Below are 17,176 nucleotides of genomic sequence, written 5' to 3'. Positions count from 1 at the left end.
AACTGTGGACTGAACAGCAGGCTTGGACGGGGTAAGAAAAAGGCTAGAATATTATGATCGAACACTAAACCCAAATTCTTGACGATCTTATCTAAGCGATTGGTTTTAAACTATGGATGCTATTGCCCAACTGACCAATTGGATGATTGCCGAGGGGCGTCGTTCGGATGACCCGGAAAAAGTTGTGTCATATTTCTGTTCGTCTCTGATCGAGGCGGGTGTGCCGCTCTGGCGGGTCAATATCGGTCAGCGTTTCGCCAATCCGCTGCTCATCGCATGGGGGATCGTCTGGACACCGGATGGCACCGAAAGCTATGACGTGACACATGAGACCATGCTGACGGATGGGTATGTCGGCAGTTCATTCGAATACATTCTTGAACACCGTAAGCCACTTCACAAAAGTCTGCGGTAATTGGATCCCAAGACCGAGCACTTATCATATCTTGAATTCGCTGAGTTGGGTGGCACCGATTACTATGCTACGCTGCTTTATTACGGAGACGGATCGCTGCACGGCTGCACTTTTGTCACCCGGTCGCCAGAAGGCTTCTCGCCCCGGCATCTGAAAATGATTGAGGGTGCATTGCCCGCTCTGTCCTCTGCTCTTGAACCTGTCACCATGCGCAAGTCGTCCAAAGGTCTTCTGAGAACCTATCTTGGCGATGGGCCCTCTGATGCTGTGTGGAACGGGCGGATCAAGCGAGGGGAACGCACAACCCTTGACGCAGTTGTCATGTTCTCTGACCTGCGCGGTTTCACCGCTCTTTCAGACAGGGCATCCGAAGAAGACGTTTTCGACATGTTGAGTGGATATTTTGATCTGGTCGTGCAGTCTGTCGAAGAGAATGGCGGCGACATTCTCAAGTTCATGGGCGACGGCATTCTGTCGATATTCACTGTCGAGACACAGGAAGGTTTGAACGCCCAATGCAAAAGGGCAGCACAGGCCGCTCAAAGTGTTTTGACCGGTTTGGCCGCACTCAACCATCGCCGCGATGAGGCTCAGAAGCCGCCGTTGGACATAGGCATCGGGATCAATGTCGGGCAGGTCAGCTATGGCAACATCGGCAGTCCCGGCAGGCTGGATTTCACTGTTCTGGGCAGAGCGGTCAACCTCGCAAGCCGTATTGAGGGGTTGACGAAATCCCTGGGCCACAGAGTTCTGGCGACGTCAGCCGTTGCCGCTGCTTCGCCTGAACTGTTCTCAGCTTGTGGGTTTCACGAAGTTCGAGGGCTTGCCGAATCCATCGAGTTGTACTCTCTCGTCGAAAAGGAGCCTCAAGCCAGCCCCATGCCGGATCGCCACATGGATCCGGACAACATGGATTGAGAATCGCAAGCTTCTACATTGTCCGCAATGCCGAATTCGATTTGGGCTGCGGGCGACGAGGCCGCGCACTGCGCTGATTAAGGTCCCGTCGCAGGACCCTTGGACGAAATGTATTCGCGCTCAAGGACCTGGGCGCATCCGAAGCTGATGCTGCGGACACACCTGGCCTTTTCGCGTCACAAAGCAATCCGGGCCGAGGTCATGGCTTTTCCGTAACCACCCGCCATGAGGCCCGTGATTGCGCCATTCACGATATCCAGATCGACCTTTATCAGGCTCGGGCTTGCCGGGTTCATAAACACCCCCTGCTCGATTTCAAATGATCGCTGAGACGTGCCGCCGAAATCGTGCAACACGCATGCAAGTGGCCCGGCCGCCATCCCAGTGGCGGCTTCTTCATCTATCGCGTATCTGGGTGCGAACATACGGGTTGTGGCGTCCCGGCTGGTGATTGAAGGGTCATTCGTGAATACGTAATAGCCAATCAGATCCAGTTTCTCGCTGATTTGCTTGATTTTGGCCAAATCTGGTCTGATTTTGGCAAAGCCCGCCGCATCCGAAAGACCAACGACGATGAAGCTGTTGCCGGTGTTGACCAGAACCGGAGCAAACCTCTGATCTAGGTCAGTTTTGTCGACCCCGAGAGAGCTCAGCACATCGTCGAGTTTCACGCCCTTTTCGATCCATTCCTGAGCACCCGAGTAGCGTGGGGCCAATTGTTCCATATAGGCGGCGCCGTCTTTCATGAGTATGCGCCTGGGGCCATCAACTGTTTCCTTCGACGTATCGGGCTTGGGGATCCGACCCAACGCATCAAGGTGAGAGAAGGCGGCGATTGTTGCATGACCGCAATGAGCGATGCGCCGGTTCGGTGTGAAGAAATCCAGCTTGAAGCCTTCCGTCTTGGACCGCGAGACAAACGCCGTCTCGGACAATCCAACTCTTGCCGCCACGGTTTGCATATCTTGCGCGCTCAGATCATCAGCGTCCAGAACGACGCCTGCGGGATTTCCTCCGGTGCCACCGTCGACAAACCCGTGCACGATTTCAACCGTGACATCCCTGGCAGTGTTTGTTTGCGTATTCATTGATCGTCTCCAAACATGAGGCCGCGCCCCTGATCGAGGCGCGGCCAGTTGCGCATCAGTTGCCGGCGGCGGTGATGCGGTTCAGGAATGCAGTCATCTGTTCCGCAATTTCAGGCCCATATTCTTCCAGCGCGAAGTGTCCGGTATCAAGCAGATGAAACTCAAGATCCTTCAGGTCGCGTTGATAGGGCAGGGCGCCTTCGGCCGGAAAGATGTGATCATTCTTACCCCACATCAGCAGCGCAGGTGGTTGATGCTCACGAAACAACGCCTGCCATTTCGGGTACTCGGCAACGTTGGTGCCGTAGTCCAGGAAAAGTTCAAGTTGCACCTCCTGATTACCTTCGCGATCAAGCAGGTATTGGACGTGCCAATAGTTATCCGGGCTGATCAGTTCCAGCCTCTGTACACCGTGGGTGAACTGCCACTTGGTCGCATCCAGAGTAAGAAACCCTCGAAGCTGGTCGCCATTCTCTTTCGAGGGGTCGGCCCAATAGGCTTTGATCGGGTCCCAGAATTCGCGCAGCCCTTCCTCATACGCATTGCCGTTCTGAATGACGAAGCCAGTGACCCGTTCGGGTTGTTCGGCAAACATCCGGAATCCAACCGGGGCACCATAGTCCATCAGATAGACCGCGTATTGATCGACACCCTTCCGATCCAGCAGAGACGTCATGATTTCGGCGATATTCGCAAAGGAATACTCGAAGTCTTCGGCTTGCGGCATGTCCGAGGCCCCAAATCCGGGGAAATCGGGCGCGATCACGTGATAGTTCTTGGCCAGTTCGGGGATAAGGTTGCGGAACATATGTGACGAGGTCGGAAACCCATGAAGCAAAAGAACGGTTGGCCTGCTCGGGTCTCCGGCCTCACGATAGGCGATATTGACCTCGCCGATTTTTTCTGCGCGGAAATTTACCGCTTGGGTGGCTTCAATGCCGGTCTCACTTGCGATTGCAGGGGCCGGAGTTAATGGCACCGCGATGGTAAGCGCGAGAAGACTTGCGCTCAGGATGGATTTCACATTGCGCGACATGGGTATTTCCTTTCTTGGGGTTTTGGGGGCGCGTCTGAACGCGCGGGGTTCAGCATCGGTCAGCGTTTCTGGCCGGGCTTTTCTTTGTGCTCTGTGTTTTGAGCTTTCAGTTCCGCCAGTTCATCGCGAAGCGGTGCCATATGCTCTTCAAACTCTTCCAGGGTCAGGCGTTGGGGGATGTGCTGCGGGCAGTTCCAGTCCATCGCTTCAAGCTTGATCACAATGGCCCGCTCCGGGTGGCCCCTGTAATTCGGGTCACTCAAACGTTGCGTCAGGGCCGGATCATCCGCGCCATCAACAAGTTTCGCCCGGCCCCAGATCTTGAGGCGTCTCCGGTTGGGATAGTCCATCAAGATTAAAGAAATGCGGTCGTTGTTCAGCAGGTTACCTGCGCTCAGATATTGCCGGTTGCCGCGAAAATCTGCGTAGGCCAGCGTCCGTTCATCCAGCACTTTCAGAAAGCCTGCCGGTCCGCCGCGGAATTGAACATAAGGCCAGCCGGTTTCAGAGACGGTCGCCTGATAGAAGCCGTCCCTTTGTGCGATGAAGCTCGCCTCGACCGGGCTGATGAGGTCTTCCTGAACAGCGCCGGCCAGAAACTTTGCATAACCTTCAGCCGATTTGTTCTTGGCCTGTGTTGCACGTACGGAAGGCGTAAAAGTGATTTCTGCAAAAGGACGTGACATCGAATTCTCCATCTCAGCCGGGCAGAGCCCTGGGGTTGAGGTGAAGCTAGTCCAAGCCTTGGTGTTGCAGAATATCCCTAATTGGCAATATATTATTCCAAAATATGGAATAGTTGTTTGGATAGATTTCAGGCTCTGAGCGTTTTTGTGAAGGTGGCCGAGCTGAAAGGCTTCGCGGCCGCAGCGCGCCACCTCAATATGTCGCCACCAACGGTAACCCGACTGGTCTCCATGCTGGAGGACAGCCTGGGGCTTCGTCTTTTTGTGCGCACCACGCGATCAGTCATGCTGACGGACAGCGGGCGAAGGTTCTTTGAAGATGCCAGACGCATTCTGATGGATCTCGAGGAGGCAGAGCGTGCCGCCGTCGGATCCTATGCCGAACCGACCGGGGAACTCAGCGTGACCGCATCGGTGTTGTTCGGCCGCATGTTCGTCACTCCGATTCTGGGTGAATTTCTGGAACTGTATCCAAAGCTCTCTGCGCGCACTCTCTATGTGGACCGCGTGGTCAATCTGGTGGATGAGGGCCTCGACGTCGGCATCAGGATTGGAAATCTTGCAGATTCAAGCCTGATGGCGGTGAGATGTGGCGCGGTGAGGCAGGTCGTGTTTGCCGCTCCGGCATATCTTGATGCGCGCGGCGAACCAGACACACCCGACGACCTGGCCAATCACGCGATCATAAACTCAACCGCCCTGCACGCCTCGGCCCAATGGCATTTTCAAAAAAGCGAAACGGTCGTGACAAAGCGCGTGAACCCGCGCATCAGCATGAACACCAATGACGCGGTGATCGAGCTGGCGCTGCAAGGGCATGGCATCGGGCGGCTTTTATCCTATCAGGTTGCACCCTACGTTGCGGACGGGCGGCTCAGGACCGTTCTGAATTCGTATGAACCGCCCGAGGTCCCCATCCATCTTGTGCATCAAGAGGGCCGCACCGTGTCTGCAAAAGTGCGCGCCTTTGTCGATTTTGCGGCCAAGCGTCTCAAATCCGACCCCTATTTGCATGGATTCCGGCACAGGCCTGAGAGTTAGGCCAAAAGATCCGCCGAACCACGCCATCCGGTCGCGGCCAGGGTCGCCAGGGCCCTGACCGACAGATCGCTTTGGGCATGCGCTTTGAGGTGGTACAGCGCAAGGGCGAGCATGTGCAACAAAGCTTGCCACCAACTAGATTTGCCGGCACGAAACTGAAATCTCAGATCCCGGGTGCATACGCTTTTCGAAGCGATAGGGCCAGCATTGAGCATGCAATCACGTTTGACCCATGGTTTAGTCGGTCTTGCCCCAAGCATCGTGCGCGATCAGCGCGGCCTCGACCCGGTTTCGGGCGTGGAGCTTGGAGAGGATTGCCGTCATGTAGTGCTTTACGGTTTTTTCCTGAAGATCCAGTTGATCTGCGATCTCCCGATTGCTCATCCCCTTCGCCACACGTCGAAGTATTTCTTCCTCGCGATGTGTGAGATCATCCAGAACATCACTGTCTTTGGAAGCTTCTGCCTCTCTGTTGATCTGAAGCAGCAAGCGCGAGGCCAACCCGGGTGACACGAATCCTTCACCTGCGGCGATGCTGCGCAGTGAGGCCGTCAGTTCGCTAGCCGTCACACCTTTGACGATGTAGCCGATTGCCCCTGCTTCCAAAGCATCCGCAACGTCACTGTTGTTTTCCGAGACCGTCAATATCGCGATAAATGGCGGGTTTGCCATGGCCGCGATTTTTCGCGTCGCATTTATGCCGCCCCCGGGCATCGAAAGATCGAGGATGGCGATGTCAGGTTGATGAATGCTGACAAGTGAAATTGCCTCATCCGCGCTCGAGCCGGCAGCGAGAACTTCGAACCCATCGGCTTCGTCCAATGTCCGGTGCAAACCGTCCCTGAAAATCGGGTGATCATCCGCTATTACGACAGATGTTGTCATGACGTACTCATCTTTCTGGGAAATAGTATCATTGTGACAGAGGTACCTTTGCCAGGGCTTGACCTGACTTCGAACCTGCCGCCGATACTCTCAACCCGATCTCGCAAACCCAAGAGCCCCTGGCCTCCATCGTCACGCAGTACTTTTCCGTCCGAGGGGTCAAATCCGGGCCCGTCATCGTTGACATGAATGACGACCCGATCGTTATGCGCCTCGCAAATGACCGTGCATCGAGAATTCGGAGCATACCTGGCGGCGTTGGAAAGCGTTTCCTGAAGGAACCGGAAAACACACAGCTTGTCGGACACGGACAACTCGATCGTCTGGCTTCCCTGAAGTGAAACATCCGGCCGTAACGGGCTGTGTTCCGAGTGATCTTCTATCGCTCTTTTCACCACATCAATCAGCGCCAGATTGTCGATGTCCGGAGCGGACAACCCCCGCGACAACGCGCGAATTTCGGCCAGGGACTTCTGCAAAGACTGTTGAATCTCCTCGGCCTCAGCAGGCTTTTCATGCCTGTCCGAGAACGCCGCCTCCAACCTGAGGGCCGCGAGGGACAGATATTGAGCGGGACCGTCGTGAAGCTCGGAACCAAGCTTCTTCAGAAACCGGTCTGTTTGCGTGGCATATCGTTCCGACGCTTCGACCACGCGCGACCGCAGCCTGGCGTTCTGCTCTGCCATCTGCTCACTCTCTTTCAGACGCCGCTCCAACAGGCGCCCCTGACGTCGAATGGTGTTGTCACCGATTGCCACGATGGAAAACAGCACGATTGTGCTTGCTGCAAATGCTGACCCGACGACCAGCCAGCTTGTCCGGCGGGCTTTGGCCATATCAACTTCCAGCTGTTCGGCTTTCTCGTAAAACTCTGCAACTGCAATAATTTCGCCTGACCAGAGTTCGCGGATCGGGCTGTACACTTCAAGTAGCGGGATCCCAAGTGCTGCTTCTGCGGCGCTTTCGGCATGGTCGAGATCTTCGAAAGAACCCGAAATCGCTCCGCTCCAGGCTCGGCTCAGATCATCAGTCGGGTCGAAACGGCGTCCAATGATGGTTGGATCCGACGCGTGCGCGATCACGCCGCCTTGTTTCCAAAACTTGAAAGACACAATGCGGTCCCGCATCGGCTGGGTCATGAATATTTCGTCCAGCGCCCGCCTTGCTTGATCGGAAAGACGATCCCCGTATGCAAGTTCCTGGCTGAGAGGGGATACGATGCTCTCCATATACAGCGCTGCGGAATTGGCAGAATTTTGGACAACTGCATTCTCGATCCGATTTGACACCCATGCGCCAACTATCGCGGTGGCCGTTCCCATCACGACAATGCAAGCCGCAAGAAAAACGCGCGACAATGACCAATTGCGAACTGACAGATCAGAAATCTCGGGTCTCATTTCGTGATCAACTATGAACGACATTCCCTGACCGCGCCACCGACCTTGGTCTGAACTCACCAGCGTTCGGATTCGGAACTCGGATCATGTCAGAACCCTCGGTCGCGCAATCGCGCAGGCGGCAGACAGAAAGCACGCGTGGCCTTGCAGGAAGTACACGGAGCTCGCTCAAAACTCCGTCCAGACGATCAGCGCATCGGCCCAAAGCCGTCCTTGGAGGAGCCATACCTACGGGCGAGATTTTTGATTTGTCACCCCGGCAGAACAATGGAAAGGCGTTCAACCAAAGCTCTTTGCACGATGGCAAATCTCGGAGTGCGCGCTATCTCGTCCAGAGCCGCCACCCACAGCGGGACATCTATTCTGGGATCAATTTCTGACGACCGATGAAGCCTAGGATCCGCGTTCCCAATAAACGAGGGCAGGATCGTTTTGCCCACCCCGGATGCTGCCATCTGTTGAAGCACCAAAAAGCTGTCTGCCCCGTTGGTCATTTCATCGGCGCTGACATGTTCGGCCAGCCATTTGGCGGGAAGCGAGCGGCTCAACGCTCCATCAAGCCTCATCCATTTTCGGTTTGGGGAACCGTCGTCAAAAACGCCGAATGACAATGTTCCCGCACGTTCGCTGACAAGCCCTTCTTCAAGTTTGATCGAGGGTCGCACTGCGATGTCCGCGGTCAACCTTGACAGATCATGATGGCTGTTGCCGCTTAACAAAGTCAGCTCCAAATCGGGATAAAGCCGCGATATCTCAGTCAGAATTTGGGGCAATACAAACTGACAAAGGCTGTCCGTAGACGCAATGCGGACCTGACCCGCAGGGGACCGGTTTGCCCCCACAATTGCCCGCTCTACGGAAAGTACGGCCTCTTCAACGCTTTCCATCGCCGAAAGAATAGCTCTGGCCTCGGGTAGGGCAGTGTACCCTGACGGGTGTTTTTGAAAGATCACGCATCCAAAACGGTCTTCAAGCGCGGCGACTCTGCGCAGCACCGTTGCATGAGTGACACCAAGCGCCCCGGCAGCCGCATTCAGTGATCCGTGTTTCCTTACGGCCAGCGCGTATCGAAGATCATCCCAGTTTTGGTTGTGCATAAATTAACAAGGAACAACAAATAACAAACAATTACAAGAAAAAATGTTCAGGCTAGTATTCGACGCATTGAACAGGGAGACGCACAATGATCAAGAAAATCCCGGCCGTTGCGGCAGGTTTGTTGTCGGTAGCCGTTATTGGATCAGCCATCGCCCATGAAAGCGAAAATCCTGCGGTGAAGGCTCGGACCTCAATCATGCAGCTCTATGCCTTCAATCTTGGCACGTTGGGCGGCATGGCCAAGGGAGAGATTGAATATGATGCCGAGGCAGCAACACGGGCCGCAAATAACCTGGTTGTTCTGACGCAGATCGATCAATCTGCGATGTGGCCTGCCGGATCCGACAATGCGTCCGACCCGTCCACCCGGGCCTTGCCAGCCATCTGGGAGAACTTTCCGGATGTAAGCGCAAAAGGTCAGGCCATGGCGGAAGCCGCCGTTGCGATGCAGGCGGCAGCAGGCCAGGATGTTGATGCCCTTAAGGCGGCGATGGGTGATCTGGGCGGATCATGCTCGGCATGTCATAAGGCTTACAGGGCACCGAAAGACTAAAGGAGCGCTGGCCATGCGGCGTTTGTTCATTTTCGCCGCAGGTATCGCTGTACTGGTCGGGCTGGTCGGTTTGGTGCTGACCCGTCCGAAAACAGTTGACCAGACACAACTGAACGGGATTGTCCCTGATCTCAGTCGAGGTGAGGCAGTGTTTTACGCGGCTGGATGCGCGTCCTGTCATTCTGCTCCGAACGCAACGGGTGAGGAAAAGCTGGTACTCGCTGGCGGTCGTCGGTTTGCGTCGGATTTCGGCACGTTCATAGCCCCGAACATATCCAGTGATCCGGTTGCCGGCATCGGATCGTGGTCCGCATCGGATCTGGCCAATGCCCTGCTCCACGGGACCGGGCCCGAAGGACAGCACTATTTCCCCGCATTTCCCTATACGTCCTACGCCAACATGTCAGCCGAGGACGTTGTTTCACTGCATGCCTTCCTCGGCACTCTGCCGGCGGTTCCAAGCCAAGGCGCAGCGCACGAGGTTGGCTTTCCTTTCAATATTCGACGCGGGCTGGGCGGGTGGAAGCTGTTGTATCTGAAACCGGGCTGGGTTGTGGAAGGCGATCTGACTGACCAGCAAATTCAAGGCCGATACCTGGTAGAGGCGTTGGGACATTGCGCAGAATGTCACACGCCGCGTAACGGGCTAGGGGGCCTGAAACGCGATCTCTGGCTGACAGGTGCACCAAACCCCAGCGGAAAGGGACGCATCCCCGGGCTGACTTCTGCCCAACTGGATTGGTCCGAGGCTGATATTGCCGAGTATCTGAAATCCGGCTTCACGCCGGATTATGATAGCGCGGGTGGTGAGATGGTCGAAGTCATCGAAAACACATCCCGCCTTACGGATGACGACCGTCTGGCGATTGCGGCCTATCTCAAGGCCGTGCCCGCGTCACCGACAGACTCGCCGTCAGAGTAACCCTCTTTGGCGCCATGCGGCCGATGCCAGATGTCTTTGCCAGCCGTCAGCACGAAGCCGCAAGGCCTATTCCCTTTTCGCCAAACTCCTGTTTTACGTTCTGGGCACCGGAACGCAGCACACGCCCGCGTTTCTGTTCAGGATTGATTGAGGGTCGTGGCCAAATGACACAAAAAATCGCGCTTTGGTCCATTCCGATATCCCTGGCGGTACTGGCCCTGAAGCTGCTGGCCTGGTGGCTGACAGGTTCGGTGGCGTTGTTGTCGGACGCGATGGAATCCACCGTCAATGTCGCAGCGGCCCTGCTGGCTTATTTTGCGGTTCGGGTCGCAAACAAGCCCCCTGATGAAAACCACCCCTTTGGCCACAAGAAAGCCGAGTATCTTTCCGCTGTCGTCGAGGGCGCATTGATTGTGTTGGCGGCGTTCTTGATCATCAGAGAGGCCGTGCTGGCCCTTCCCAATCCACATCTTGAGGATGCGCCTTTTCTTGGAATCGCCGTCAATGTCATTGCAACGGGCGTGAATGGCGCATGGGCCTACCTGTTGCTTAAAGTCGGCAGGCGCGAGGGTTCACCTGCATTGGAGGCAAGCTCGCGGCACATTTTTACAGATGTCATGACGTCAGTTGGTGTCATCGCGGGGCTCACACTTGCACTTGTCACCGGCTGGCTTGTCCTTGACCCGATCCTTGCAATTCTGGTCGCGCTGAACATCCTGTGGGAAGGTTGGAAAGTCATTCGTGCGTCCGTTGACGGCCTGATGGATGTGAGCCTTTCTGAACATGACTTGCAGGTTGTTTCCAGCACCATTGAAAACAATCTGGGCGCTGCGCTGGAATACCACGACCTCAAGGGGCGCAGATCCGCGAATGTCATCTTCGTCGAGTTTCACCTTGTTGTGGACGGCGCAATGCCGGTCAGCGCAGCCCATGACATCTGCAATGAAATCGAACACGCACTGGAACGTCTTTATCCGGGTTCTGTTTTTGTCATTCATCTCGAACCCGATGACGAGCTGGAGGGTAACGGAGAACAACCGAACCAGGTTTCTTAAACCACTTGGTGCAATCGACTACGACCGAAGTCGTGGTTTTGGCGGGGACGTTCGGCCCGCAATTCATCAGACCTAAGCCCGATGTCGGGACGCAAAGCCCCGGATAACCTGTCACCGACACCATGAGTTGGGTCGAACAGAACCGGAGGCGAAAAAATGAAACTTCAAGGAAAACTGGGCCAGCTTCTCAGCACAGCAGCGCTGGCTTCGTTGATTGCCGCGACGCCTTACGTGCCGAAGTTTGACGCGGAAGGTCGCCTGCACCTTGAACCAGCCTATGCCTTTGCCAAAAGTGGCAGCGGAAAAGACGGGGATGGAGGCGATGACGACCGAGGGGATGATCGTGGCGGCGAACGGGACGACAACTCGGGGTCGGGCAACAGTGGTCGCGGTGGTGATCGCGACGACGACAGGGACGATGACCGCGACGATGATCGGGACGACAATTCCGGATCCGGCAAAGGTGGTCGCGACGACGATGACGATGACGACTCGAAGCGTTCAAATCGAGGCAGTGGCAAAAAGGATCAATCCCGGTCAGGCGGCGGGTCATCGCGCTCTGCCGGCATAACGAAGGTTGAGACGAACGCCAACGGCATCGAAGTGCGCTATGCCGATGGAACCAAGGAAGAAATCGAAAACGGTCGGTATGAAAGGAAGAATGCTCAGAACCGCACTGTGGAAGAACGGCTGGCGACAGGCGCCGATGTCTCAAGGCTCCGGTCATTGGCAGATGGTATCTCCATCGACAACGTGCGCTCGTCCGGCCAAGGAGGTACTACGGGAATCCGCCCGACGAAAGTTGAACGTCAGGGCAACAATATCGAAGTGAACTACGCCAATGGCTGGAAAGAAGAGATCGAGTTTGGCCGTTATGAGTTGAAAGACCCATACAACCGGACTGTCGTTGAGAGAAATGCAACCGCCGCTGACCGTCGGAGATTGCAGTCGGCAGGCAACTAGGCAACTACGTCAGAACGAAAGACAAAAGGCGGCTTCTCATCGTCAGAAGCCGCCTTTTCTAATCGTCATTGCCAGCGGTTATTGGCGTACTGCATTGCGATCAATGGCTTCTTGCCCAAGGTGTTGACGCAATATTCCGCCCAACACGAAAGGCACGGGCACCAATGTCGCAACCCGCCATAAGCGACGTCTCATGTATGTCCTGACCCTTTCGCGCTTGCAACGACCAGTCATCCACTGGTTGTGAACCCTGATCCTAACGTTCACCGCGCCGATAGGGTGCCATCAGTGCGGCAGGCACTTCGGCCCTGCGGGCGACGAGAACGAGCGCGACGATGGAAAGCACATAGGGCGCCATCAGGAAGAGTTGATATGGCACGCCTTCAATCGCCGTTTGCAGCCGCAACTGGTATGCATCAAAAAAAGCAAACAGCACGGCACCGATCAACGCCTTGCCAGGCCGCCAACTTGCGAACACAACCAGTGCGATGCAGATCCAGCCGCGTCCTTGAACCATGCCCGGGAAAAAACTGTTGAACGCCGTTGTCGTCAGGAACGCGCCACCCACTGCCATCAACGCTGATCCGACAACCACTGCACCAATGCGAATGCGAATGGGGTTCAACCCCTGCGCCTCAACCGCGTGCGGGTTTTCACCGGTCATGCGAATGGCCAGCCCCAGCGGTGTCCGGGCAAGGACGTAGGCCATCACAGCCACCGCAAACAGAGCGAGGTAGGTCGGCAGAGCCTGGGAAAACAGGATCGGACCCAAAATGGGGATATCGGAAACGCCCGGAACATCGAGTGGCTGGAAAGGTTCTATCGTCGGGGGCAGATCGCCCACTTCGACAAGCAACCGGTAAAGGTAGTAGGCCAGCGCGGATGCAAACAGCGTGATGCCAAGCCCCGAGACATGTTGCGACAATCCAAGCGGGACCGTTAGCATGGCGTGCAGCAATCCTAACATTGCGCCGCAAAGTGCCGCTATCATCAGGCCAACCAGCAAAGGCGCGCCCATGTAGACGGCAAGCCAACCGCTCATCGCGCCCATGGTCATGATCCCCTCGATCCCCAGATTGAGAACACCCGAACGTTCACAGAGCAACGCGCCGAGGACTCCGAAAATAAGCGGCGTTGCAATGCGCAGCACGGACGCCCAGAGGCTGGTATTCAGCAGCAGGTCAATTGCATCACTCATCGGCGCACCCGGTAAGTTGTGAAAAGAAGGGCCACGATCATGGTGAGCAGGCAGAGCGCCACGATCACGTCGGCAATGAAGCTGGGAACGCCGGTTGCGCGGCTCATGGCATCGGCCCCGACAAAAACGGTGGCGACGAAAACCGCGGCGGCGACCACACCCGCCGGATGCAAAGCGGCCAGCATTGCGACGACGATGCCGGCATAGCCGAATCCGGGGCTCATGGTTGTCGTGACCCCGGCTGTAACACCCATGACTTCGACGGAACCTGCCAGCCCTGCCAAAGCGCCTGACAGCAGGGCCACACCCATGATCGTTTTTGGAAGGGAAATTCCGGCAAAGGCGGCGGCACTGGCGTTCAAGCCTGCGGCGCGTGTTTCAGCACCAAAAACCGTGCGGGCCAGGATCAGCCAAACAACACCTGCTGCCGCGATGGCAAAAAGCAACCCGATATGAAGGCGCGTGCGGGGAATAAGATCCGGCAGGCGGTACTCTCCGCTCACGGGCACTGAGGAAGGCCAGCCAAAGGCCATCGGATCGCGCATCGGACCCTCGATCATGAGGCCGACGAAAAGGATCACAATAAAGTTGAGCAGTAGGGTCGTCACCACCTCATCCACCCCGAAACGCAGGCGCAAATAAGCGGGGCCCGCCAACAGGGCCGCACCCGCCGCCATGCCCGCCAGCATCAAAATCGGAATCCCGATCCATCCGGAAACCCCGAGAGAATGCCCGATCCACGCGGTAATCAGCGCGCCGACGAAGAACTGCCCCTCGCCGCCGATGTTCCAAAGACGCGCCCGAAAGGCGACGGCCGCGGCAAGCCCGGTAAATATCAGCGGCGTGGCGCGGGTCAGCATCTCGGTGATCGAAAGGCGCGAACCAAGCGCGCCGGTCAGCATTTCACCATAGGCAGTCAGCGGGTTCACACCTGCCGCTGCGATTAGACCCGCAGCCAATAACAACGCGGTAAAGATCGCGGCCAGCGGCGCAATGACCACAAGGTACAGCGGTACATATGTGCGTCGTTCAAGCCGCATCATCATCTTCCTTCCAGACACCTGCCATCATCAGGCCAAGGCGTTGCGGGTCAGCCTCATCAGCGGATATCGGTTTCGACAATCGACCCTTTACGATGGCCTGTATCCGGTCTGAAAGAGCTACGGCTTCTTCCAGTTCCTCCGAAATTAGCAGGATCGCAGCACCCTCGGCCCGTGCGGCCAGAAGCTCGGCATGAACTGCGGCAATTGCCCCTTCATCAAGGCCCCGCGTCGGCTGGTTGGCGAGCACGAAACGCGGTCCGTTGGTCAGGACTCGCCCCAGGATCAGCTTTTGCATGTTGCCGCCAGACAGCAGCCGTGTGCGCGTGTCGGGACTGGCCCCTCGGATATCAAATCGTTCGATAAGCCCTGCGGTGTATTCTCGGGCAGCGCGTTGTCGGACAAAGCCTCGGCGCGAAAACTCTAGTGTGCGCAGACGTTCAAGAACTGCATTTTCCCACAGGCTCAATTCACCCACGACACCTTCTGCATGGCGGTCTTCCGGTACCCTGCCTGCGCCAGCTTGGATCATGCCGCGCGGGCCCAGATGGCCGATATCCTTGTTCAGCAGTGTCAACTTCCCGGCGCCAGGGTGGATCAGCCCAGACAACAGCCCGCCAAGCGAGGCCTGACCATTGCCTGATACGCCGACGATACCAAGGATCTCGCCAGCGTGGACAGTGAATGACACGTCATCCAGCCGCAATTCACCGTCTTTTTCCACGCGCACATCGTTTGCGACCAGAACCGGCGCGCCAATCTCGTGGTCTTGACGAACGGGCCGTTCCACTTTGCGGCCAACCATCAATTCCGCCAACTCTCCGGGGGTGGTTTCAGAGGTCCTGCGTTCCGCGACCAACCTACCGCCACGAAGAACGGCCACACGGTCAGAGGCCGCCATGACCTCATGCAGTTTGTGACTGATGAAGATAAGCGACAGACCCTCTTTCGTCATGTCGCGCAGCGTCTCGAACAAGCGCATTGCTTCGGGCCGGGCCAGAACGGCCGTGGGTTCATCCAGGATCAGTATGCGCGCGTCTCGGTACAGCGCTTTCAGAATTTCGACGCGTTGACGTTCACCCACGGAAAGGGACTTGATCCTGTCGTCGGGGTTCACGGGCAGACCAAACCGATCCGCGATCTGCAACAACTTTGCGCGCGCCTCGCCACGTGCGGACCGTGCGCGTGTCAGGGGTTCTGAACCAAGCATAACGTTTTCAAGAACCGTGAGGTTGCCCGCAAGCGTAAAGTGCTGGTGTACCATGCCCACACCCACCTCGATCGCTGCGCGGGGCAGACCCGGAGGCAACGCTTTGCCAAACACCCTGACAGAGCCTTCGTCGGCTGCGTAATGGCCGAACAGGATGTTCATCAGCGTCGTCTTACCCGCGCCATTTTCACCCAACAATGCAAGGATTTCACCCTGGGCCAATGACAGGGTCACATCATCATTGGCGGTAAGCGTTCCAAAACGCTTTGTTATGCCGTGAAGTTCCAGAACCTTGTTCATGTGGGCAGGCCTGCGATTGGAGACGGAAAGGCAAGTTCGGGCGCACGCGCCTCGATCAGAGCGCCAAGTTTCAGCAACGCAAGATCCGAGCCGGGTGGTCCCATCAGTTGCACACCGATTGGCAGGCCATTTGCCATGCCAAAGGGCAATGCCAAAGCCGGCAAGCCCGCGACATTGGCAAGTGCTGCGTTTGGGGCAAAGGCCTCCAACCGCGCCATGTGTTCATCCGCGGAGGCGCCAGAAAGGTCCAAAGTGCCGATAACAGGCGGCGCAAGCGATAGGACCGGCATCAGGACAGCATCCACAGAACTGAAAATCTTGCGAGCACGATATGTCAGGCGCGCAAGCTGTCTTGAGGTCGCAAAAAGCGCGGTGGCGGATGTGGCACGGCCCTCGGCAGCCATGGCGGCGGCAAGCGGTGGAACCTGGTCATCAGATATCCTGAGTGCAATGAGCCACTCGGCCAGCGAAACAGCCAGTATAGTTCGGGCAATTGCATGAGCCTCGGCCCCCATCTCGTCCGGGGTACAAATGTCATGCACCTCGCAGCCTGCATCGCGCAGAGCGTCAGCCGCATCCTTGGCGGTTTTGCACTGGTCAGTTCCGCAACGCTCGGGCAGTGCCAATGCAATGCGGGGGTGGTCCGCCGGATGTACCGGGGTCATGGGCTGGGCTACGGCTTGAAAGGCGGTTTCCACATCGCGTAGGGACCGCGCCAGAACCAGTTCTGACGCTATCCCCATCAGGTGATTGGCGAAATCAGGGCCGTCGGGCACCGCACCACGAGACGGCTTGAGCCCGGTCAAGCCGCAGCACGCGGCTGGGACTCTGATAGATCCGGCCGCATCCGTGGCATGAGCAATGGCGACGATGCCGCCTGCAACCGCAGCCGCGGCGCCGCCAGATGAGCCACCGGGCGTCAACGCGGGATTCCACGGATTGCGGGCCGCAGCCATGCCATCTGGTTCGCATGTCAGGGAAAGGCCGAATGGCGGTGTTGCCGAGACACCAAAAGGGATCAGGCCGGTCTGGCGCAAATCCTGCAACAGGCAGCTGTCACGTTCGGATTTTCGCCCTTGCGCGCGGATTGCCGCAGACCCGGCAGCAGCGGGCAACCCTATGGCGGAACCGCCGAGGTCTTTGACCAGGAACGGAACCCCGTGAAAGGGCCCACGTCGATCAGATGGCGCTGCATCTGCCGCCCTCGCGCCGGCGCGGGCCATGTCTTCGTCCAGGAACACCACGGCGCCCAGATCCGCCTGCGCGTGGCAGGCGGAAAGGCTTGCTTCCATCGCATCGGTGGCAGTGATCTGCCCCGCAGAAACGGCAGCAGCAAGAGCCGTGGCATCGGTCACGTCAAAGCCGCCG

At 57.2% G+C, this 17,176-nt stretch carries 17 protein-coding genes; 7 read left to right on the top strand and 10 right to left on the bottom strand.

All coding sequences use genetic code 11. From position 1 onward, the window contains the following. The first annotated feature begins 112 nt into the window (after nt 1–112). Together ACR0I0_RS10070 and ACR0I0_RS10065 are read left to right on the top strand one after the other, a co-directional pair. A complete protein-coding gene (locus ACR0I0_RS10070; protein ID WP_480491253.1) occupies nt 113–415 on the top strand; it encodes a hypothetical protein in 303 nt (100 codons plus the stop codon). Then, nucleotides 416–1,333 carry an adenylate/guanylate cyclase domain-containing protein gene (locus tag ACR0I0_RS10065; RefSeq protein ID WP_480491252.1) on the top strand — a complete coding sequence of 306 codons (918 nt, stop codon included), beginning with the start codon at nt 416–418 and terminating at the stop codon, nt 1,331–1,333. It abuts the gene before it with no gap. Nucleotides 1,334–1,509: 176 nt separating this feature from the next. Here ACR0I0_RS10065 and ACR0I0_RS10060 read toward each other — a convergent pair whose 3' ends face one another. From ACR0I0_RS10060 to ACR0I0_RS10050, 3 genes are read right to left on the bottom strand one after another with little or no spacing between them, the layout of a single operon-like run. Then, nucleotides 1,510–2,421 carry a PhzF family phenazine biosynthesis protein gene (locus tag ACR0I0_RS10060; protein WP_480491251.1) on the bottom strand — a complete coding sequence of 304 codons (912 nt, stop codon included), beginning with the start codon at nt 2,419–2,421 and terminating at the stop codon, nt 1,510–1,512. Nucleotides 2,422–2,476: 55 nt separating this feature from the next. After that, a complete protein-coding gene (locus ACR0I0_RS10055) occupies nt 2,477–3,457 on the bottom strand; it encodes an alpha/beta fold hydrolase (RefSeq protein ID WP_480491250.1) in 981 nt (326 codons plus the stop codon). Nucleotides 3,458–3,516: 59 nt separating this feature from the next. Then, on the bottom strand, nt 3,517–4,335 hold the full coding sequence (locus ACR0I0_RS10050) for a pyridoxamine 5'-phosphate oxidase family protein (protein WP_480491248.1): 819 nt from the start codon (nt 4,333–4,335) through the stop codon (nt 3,517–3,519). On the opposite strand from ACR0I0_RS10050, the gene ACR0I0_RS10045 reads away from it, so the two are divergent. Then, entirely contained in the window at nt 4,291–5,184 is an 894-nt protein-coding gene (locus ACR0I0_RS10045; protein WP_480491246.1) for a LysR family transcriptional regulator, read from the top strand. The two genes, ACR0I0_RS10050 and ACR0I0_RS10045, sit on opposite strands and share 45 nt — an antisense overlap. A 237-nt stretch (nt 5,185–5,421) precedes the next feature. Here the strand turns inward: ACR0I0_RS10045 and ACR0I0_RS10040 are convergent, their stop codons facing one another. The 3 genes from ACR0I0_RS10040 to ACR0I0_RS10030 all read right to left on the bottom strand — a co-directional run bounded on the left by ACR0I0_RS10040 (nt 5,422) and on the right by ACR0I0_RS10030 (nt 8,566). Continuing rightward, nucleotides 5,422–6,069 (bottom strand): response regulator, encoded by a 648-nt coding sequence (locus tag ACR0I0_RS10040; RefSeq protein WP_480491245.1) that lies wholly within the window; start codon nt 6,067–6,069, stop codon nt 5,422–5,424. Continuing rightward, nucleotides 6,066–7,208 carry a sensor histidine kinase gene (locus ACR0I0_RS10035; protein WP_480491244.1) on the bottom strand — a complete coding sequence of 381 codons (1,143 nt, stop codon included), beginning with the start codon at nt 7,206–7,208 and terminating at the stop codon, nt 6,066–6,068. The genes ACR0I0_RS10040 and ACR0I0_RS10035 overlap by 4 nt, the downstream gene beginning before the upstream one ends. Before the next feature lie 512 nt (nt 7,209–7,720). After that, on the bottom strand, nt 7,721–8,566 hold the full coding sequence (locus ACR0I0_RS10030) for a LysR family transcriptional regulator (RefSeq protein ID WP_171723745.1): 846 nt from the start codon (nt 8,564–8,566) through the stop codon (nt 7,721–7,723). An 86-nt stretch (nt 8,567–8,652) separates the two neighbouring features. Here ACR0I0_RS10030 and ACR0I0_RS10025 point away from each other — a divergent pair, with 86 nt between their 5' ends. From ACR0I0_RS10025 to ACR0I0_RS10010, 4 genes are all read left to right on the top strand, one after another. Further along, entirely contained in the window at nt 8,653–9,120 is a 468-nt protein-coding gene (locus ACR0I0_RS10025) for a c-type cytochrome (RefSeq protein WP_171636035.1), read from the top strand. Nucleotides 9,121–9,133: 13 nt separating this feature from the next. Then, a complete protein-coding gene (locus ACR0I0_RS10020; RefSeq protein WP_480491242.1) occupies nt 9,134–10,042 on the top strand; it encodes a c-type cytochrome in 909 nt (302 codons plus the stop codon). 164 nt (nt 10,043–10,206) lie between these two features. Next, entirely contained in the window at nt 10,207–11,097 is an 891-nt protein-coding gene (locus tag ACR0I0_RS10015; protein ID WP_480491240.1) for a cation diffusion facilitator family transporter, read from the top strand. A 156-nt stretch (nt 11,098–11,253) separates the two neighbouring features. Next, complete coding sequence (locus tag ACR0I0_RS10010) at nt 11,254–12,060, top strand: hypothetical protein (RefSeq protein ID WP_480491238.1); 807 nt, start codon at nt 11,254–11,256, stop codon at nt 12,058–12,060. A gap of 256 nt (nt 12,061–12,316) precedes the next feature. On the opposite strand, the gene ACR0I0_RS10005 is transcribed toward ACR0I0_RS10010, so the two are convergent. The 4 genes from ACR0I0_RS10005 to ACR0I0_RS09990 are packed head-to-tail and all read right to left on the bottom strand — an operon-like array spanning nt 12,317 to nt 17,163. Further along, nucleotides 12,317–13,258 (bottom strand): ABC transporter permease, encoded by a 942-nt coding sequence (locus ACR0I0_RS10005; protein ID WP_171119292.1) that lies wholly within the window; start codon nt 13,256–13,258, stop codon nt 12,317–12,319. After that, complete coding sequence (locus ACR0I0_RS10000; RefSeq protein WP_171636039.1) at nt 13,255–14,298, bottom strand: ABC transporter permease; 1,044 nt, start codon at nt 14,296–14,298, stop codon at nt 13,255–13,257. Before ACR0I0_RS10000 ends, ACR0I0_RS10005 begins: the two co-directional genes overlap by 4 nt. Next, complete coding sequence (locus tag ACR0I0_RS09995; RefSeq protein ID WP_480491235.1) at nt 14,288–15,808, bottom strand: ABC transporter ATP-binding protein; 1,521 nt, start codon at nt 15,806–15,808, stop codon at nt 14,288–14,290. Before ACR0I0_RS09995 ends, ACR0I0_RS10000 begins: the two co-directional genes overlap by 11 nt. Next, complete coding sequence (locus ACR0I0_RS09990) at nt 15,805–17,163, bottom strand: amidase (RefSeq protein WP_480491234.1); 1,359 nt, start codon at nt 17,161–17,163, stop codon at nt 15,805–15,807. The genes ACR0I0_RS09995 and ACR0I0_RS09990 overlap by 4 nt, the downstream gene beginning before the upstream one ends. Nucleotides 17,164–17,176 lie beyond the last annotated feature (13 nt).

The organism is Ruegeria sp. AG6 (assembly GCF_056541565.1).
This window is presented reverse-complemented; position numbering and strand designations above follow the sequence as displayed.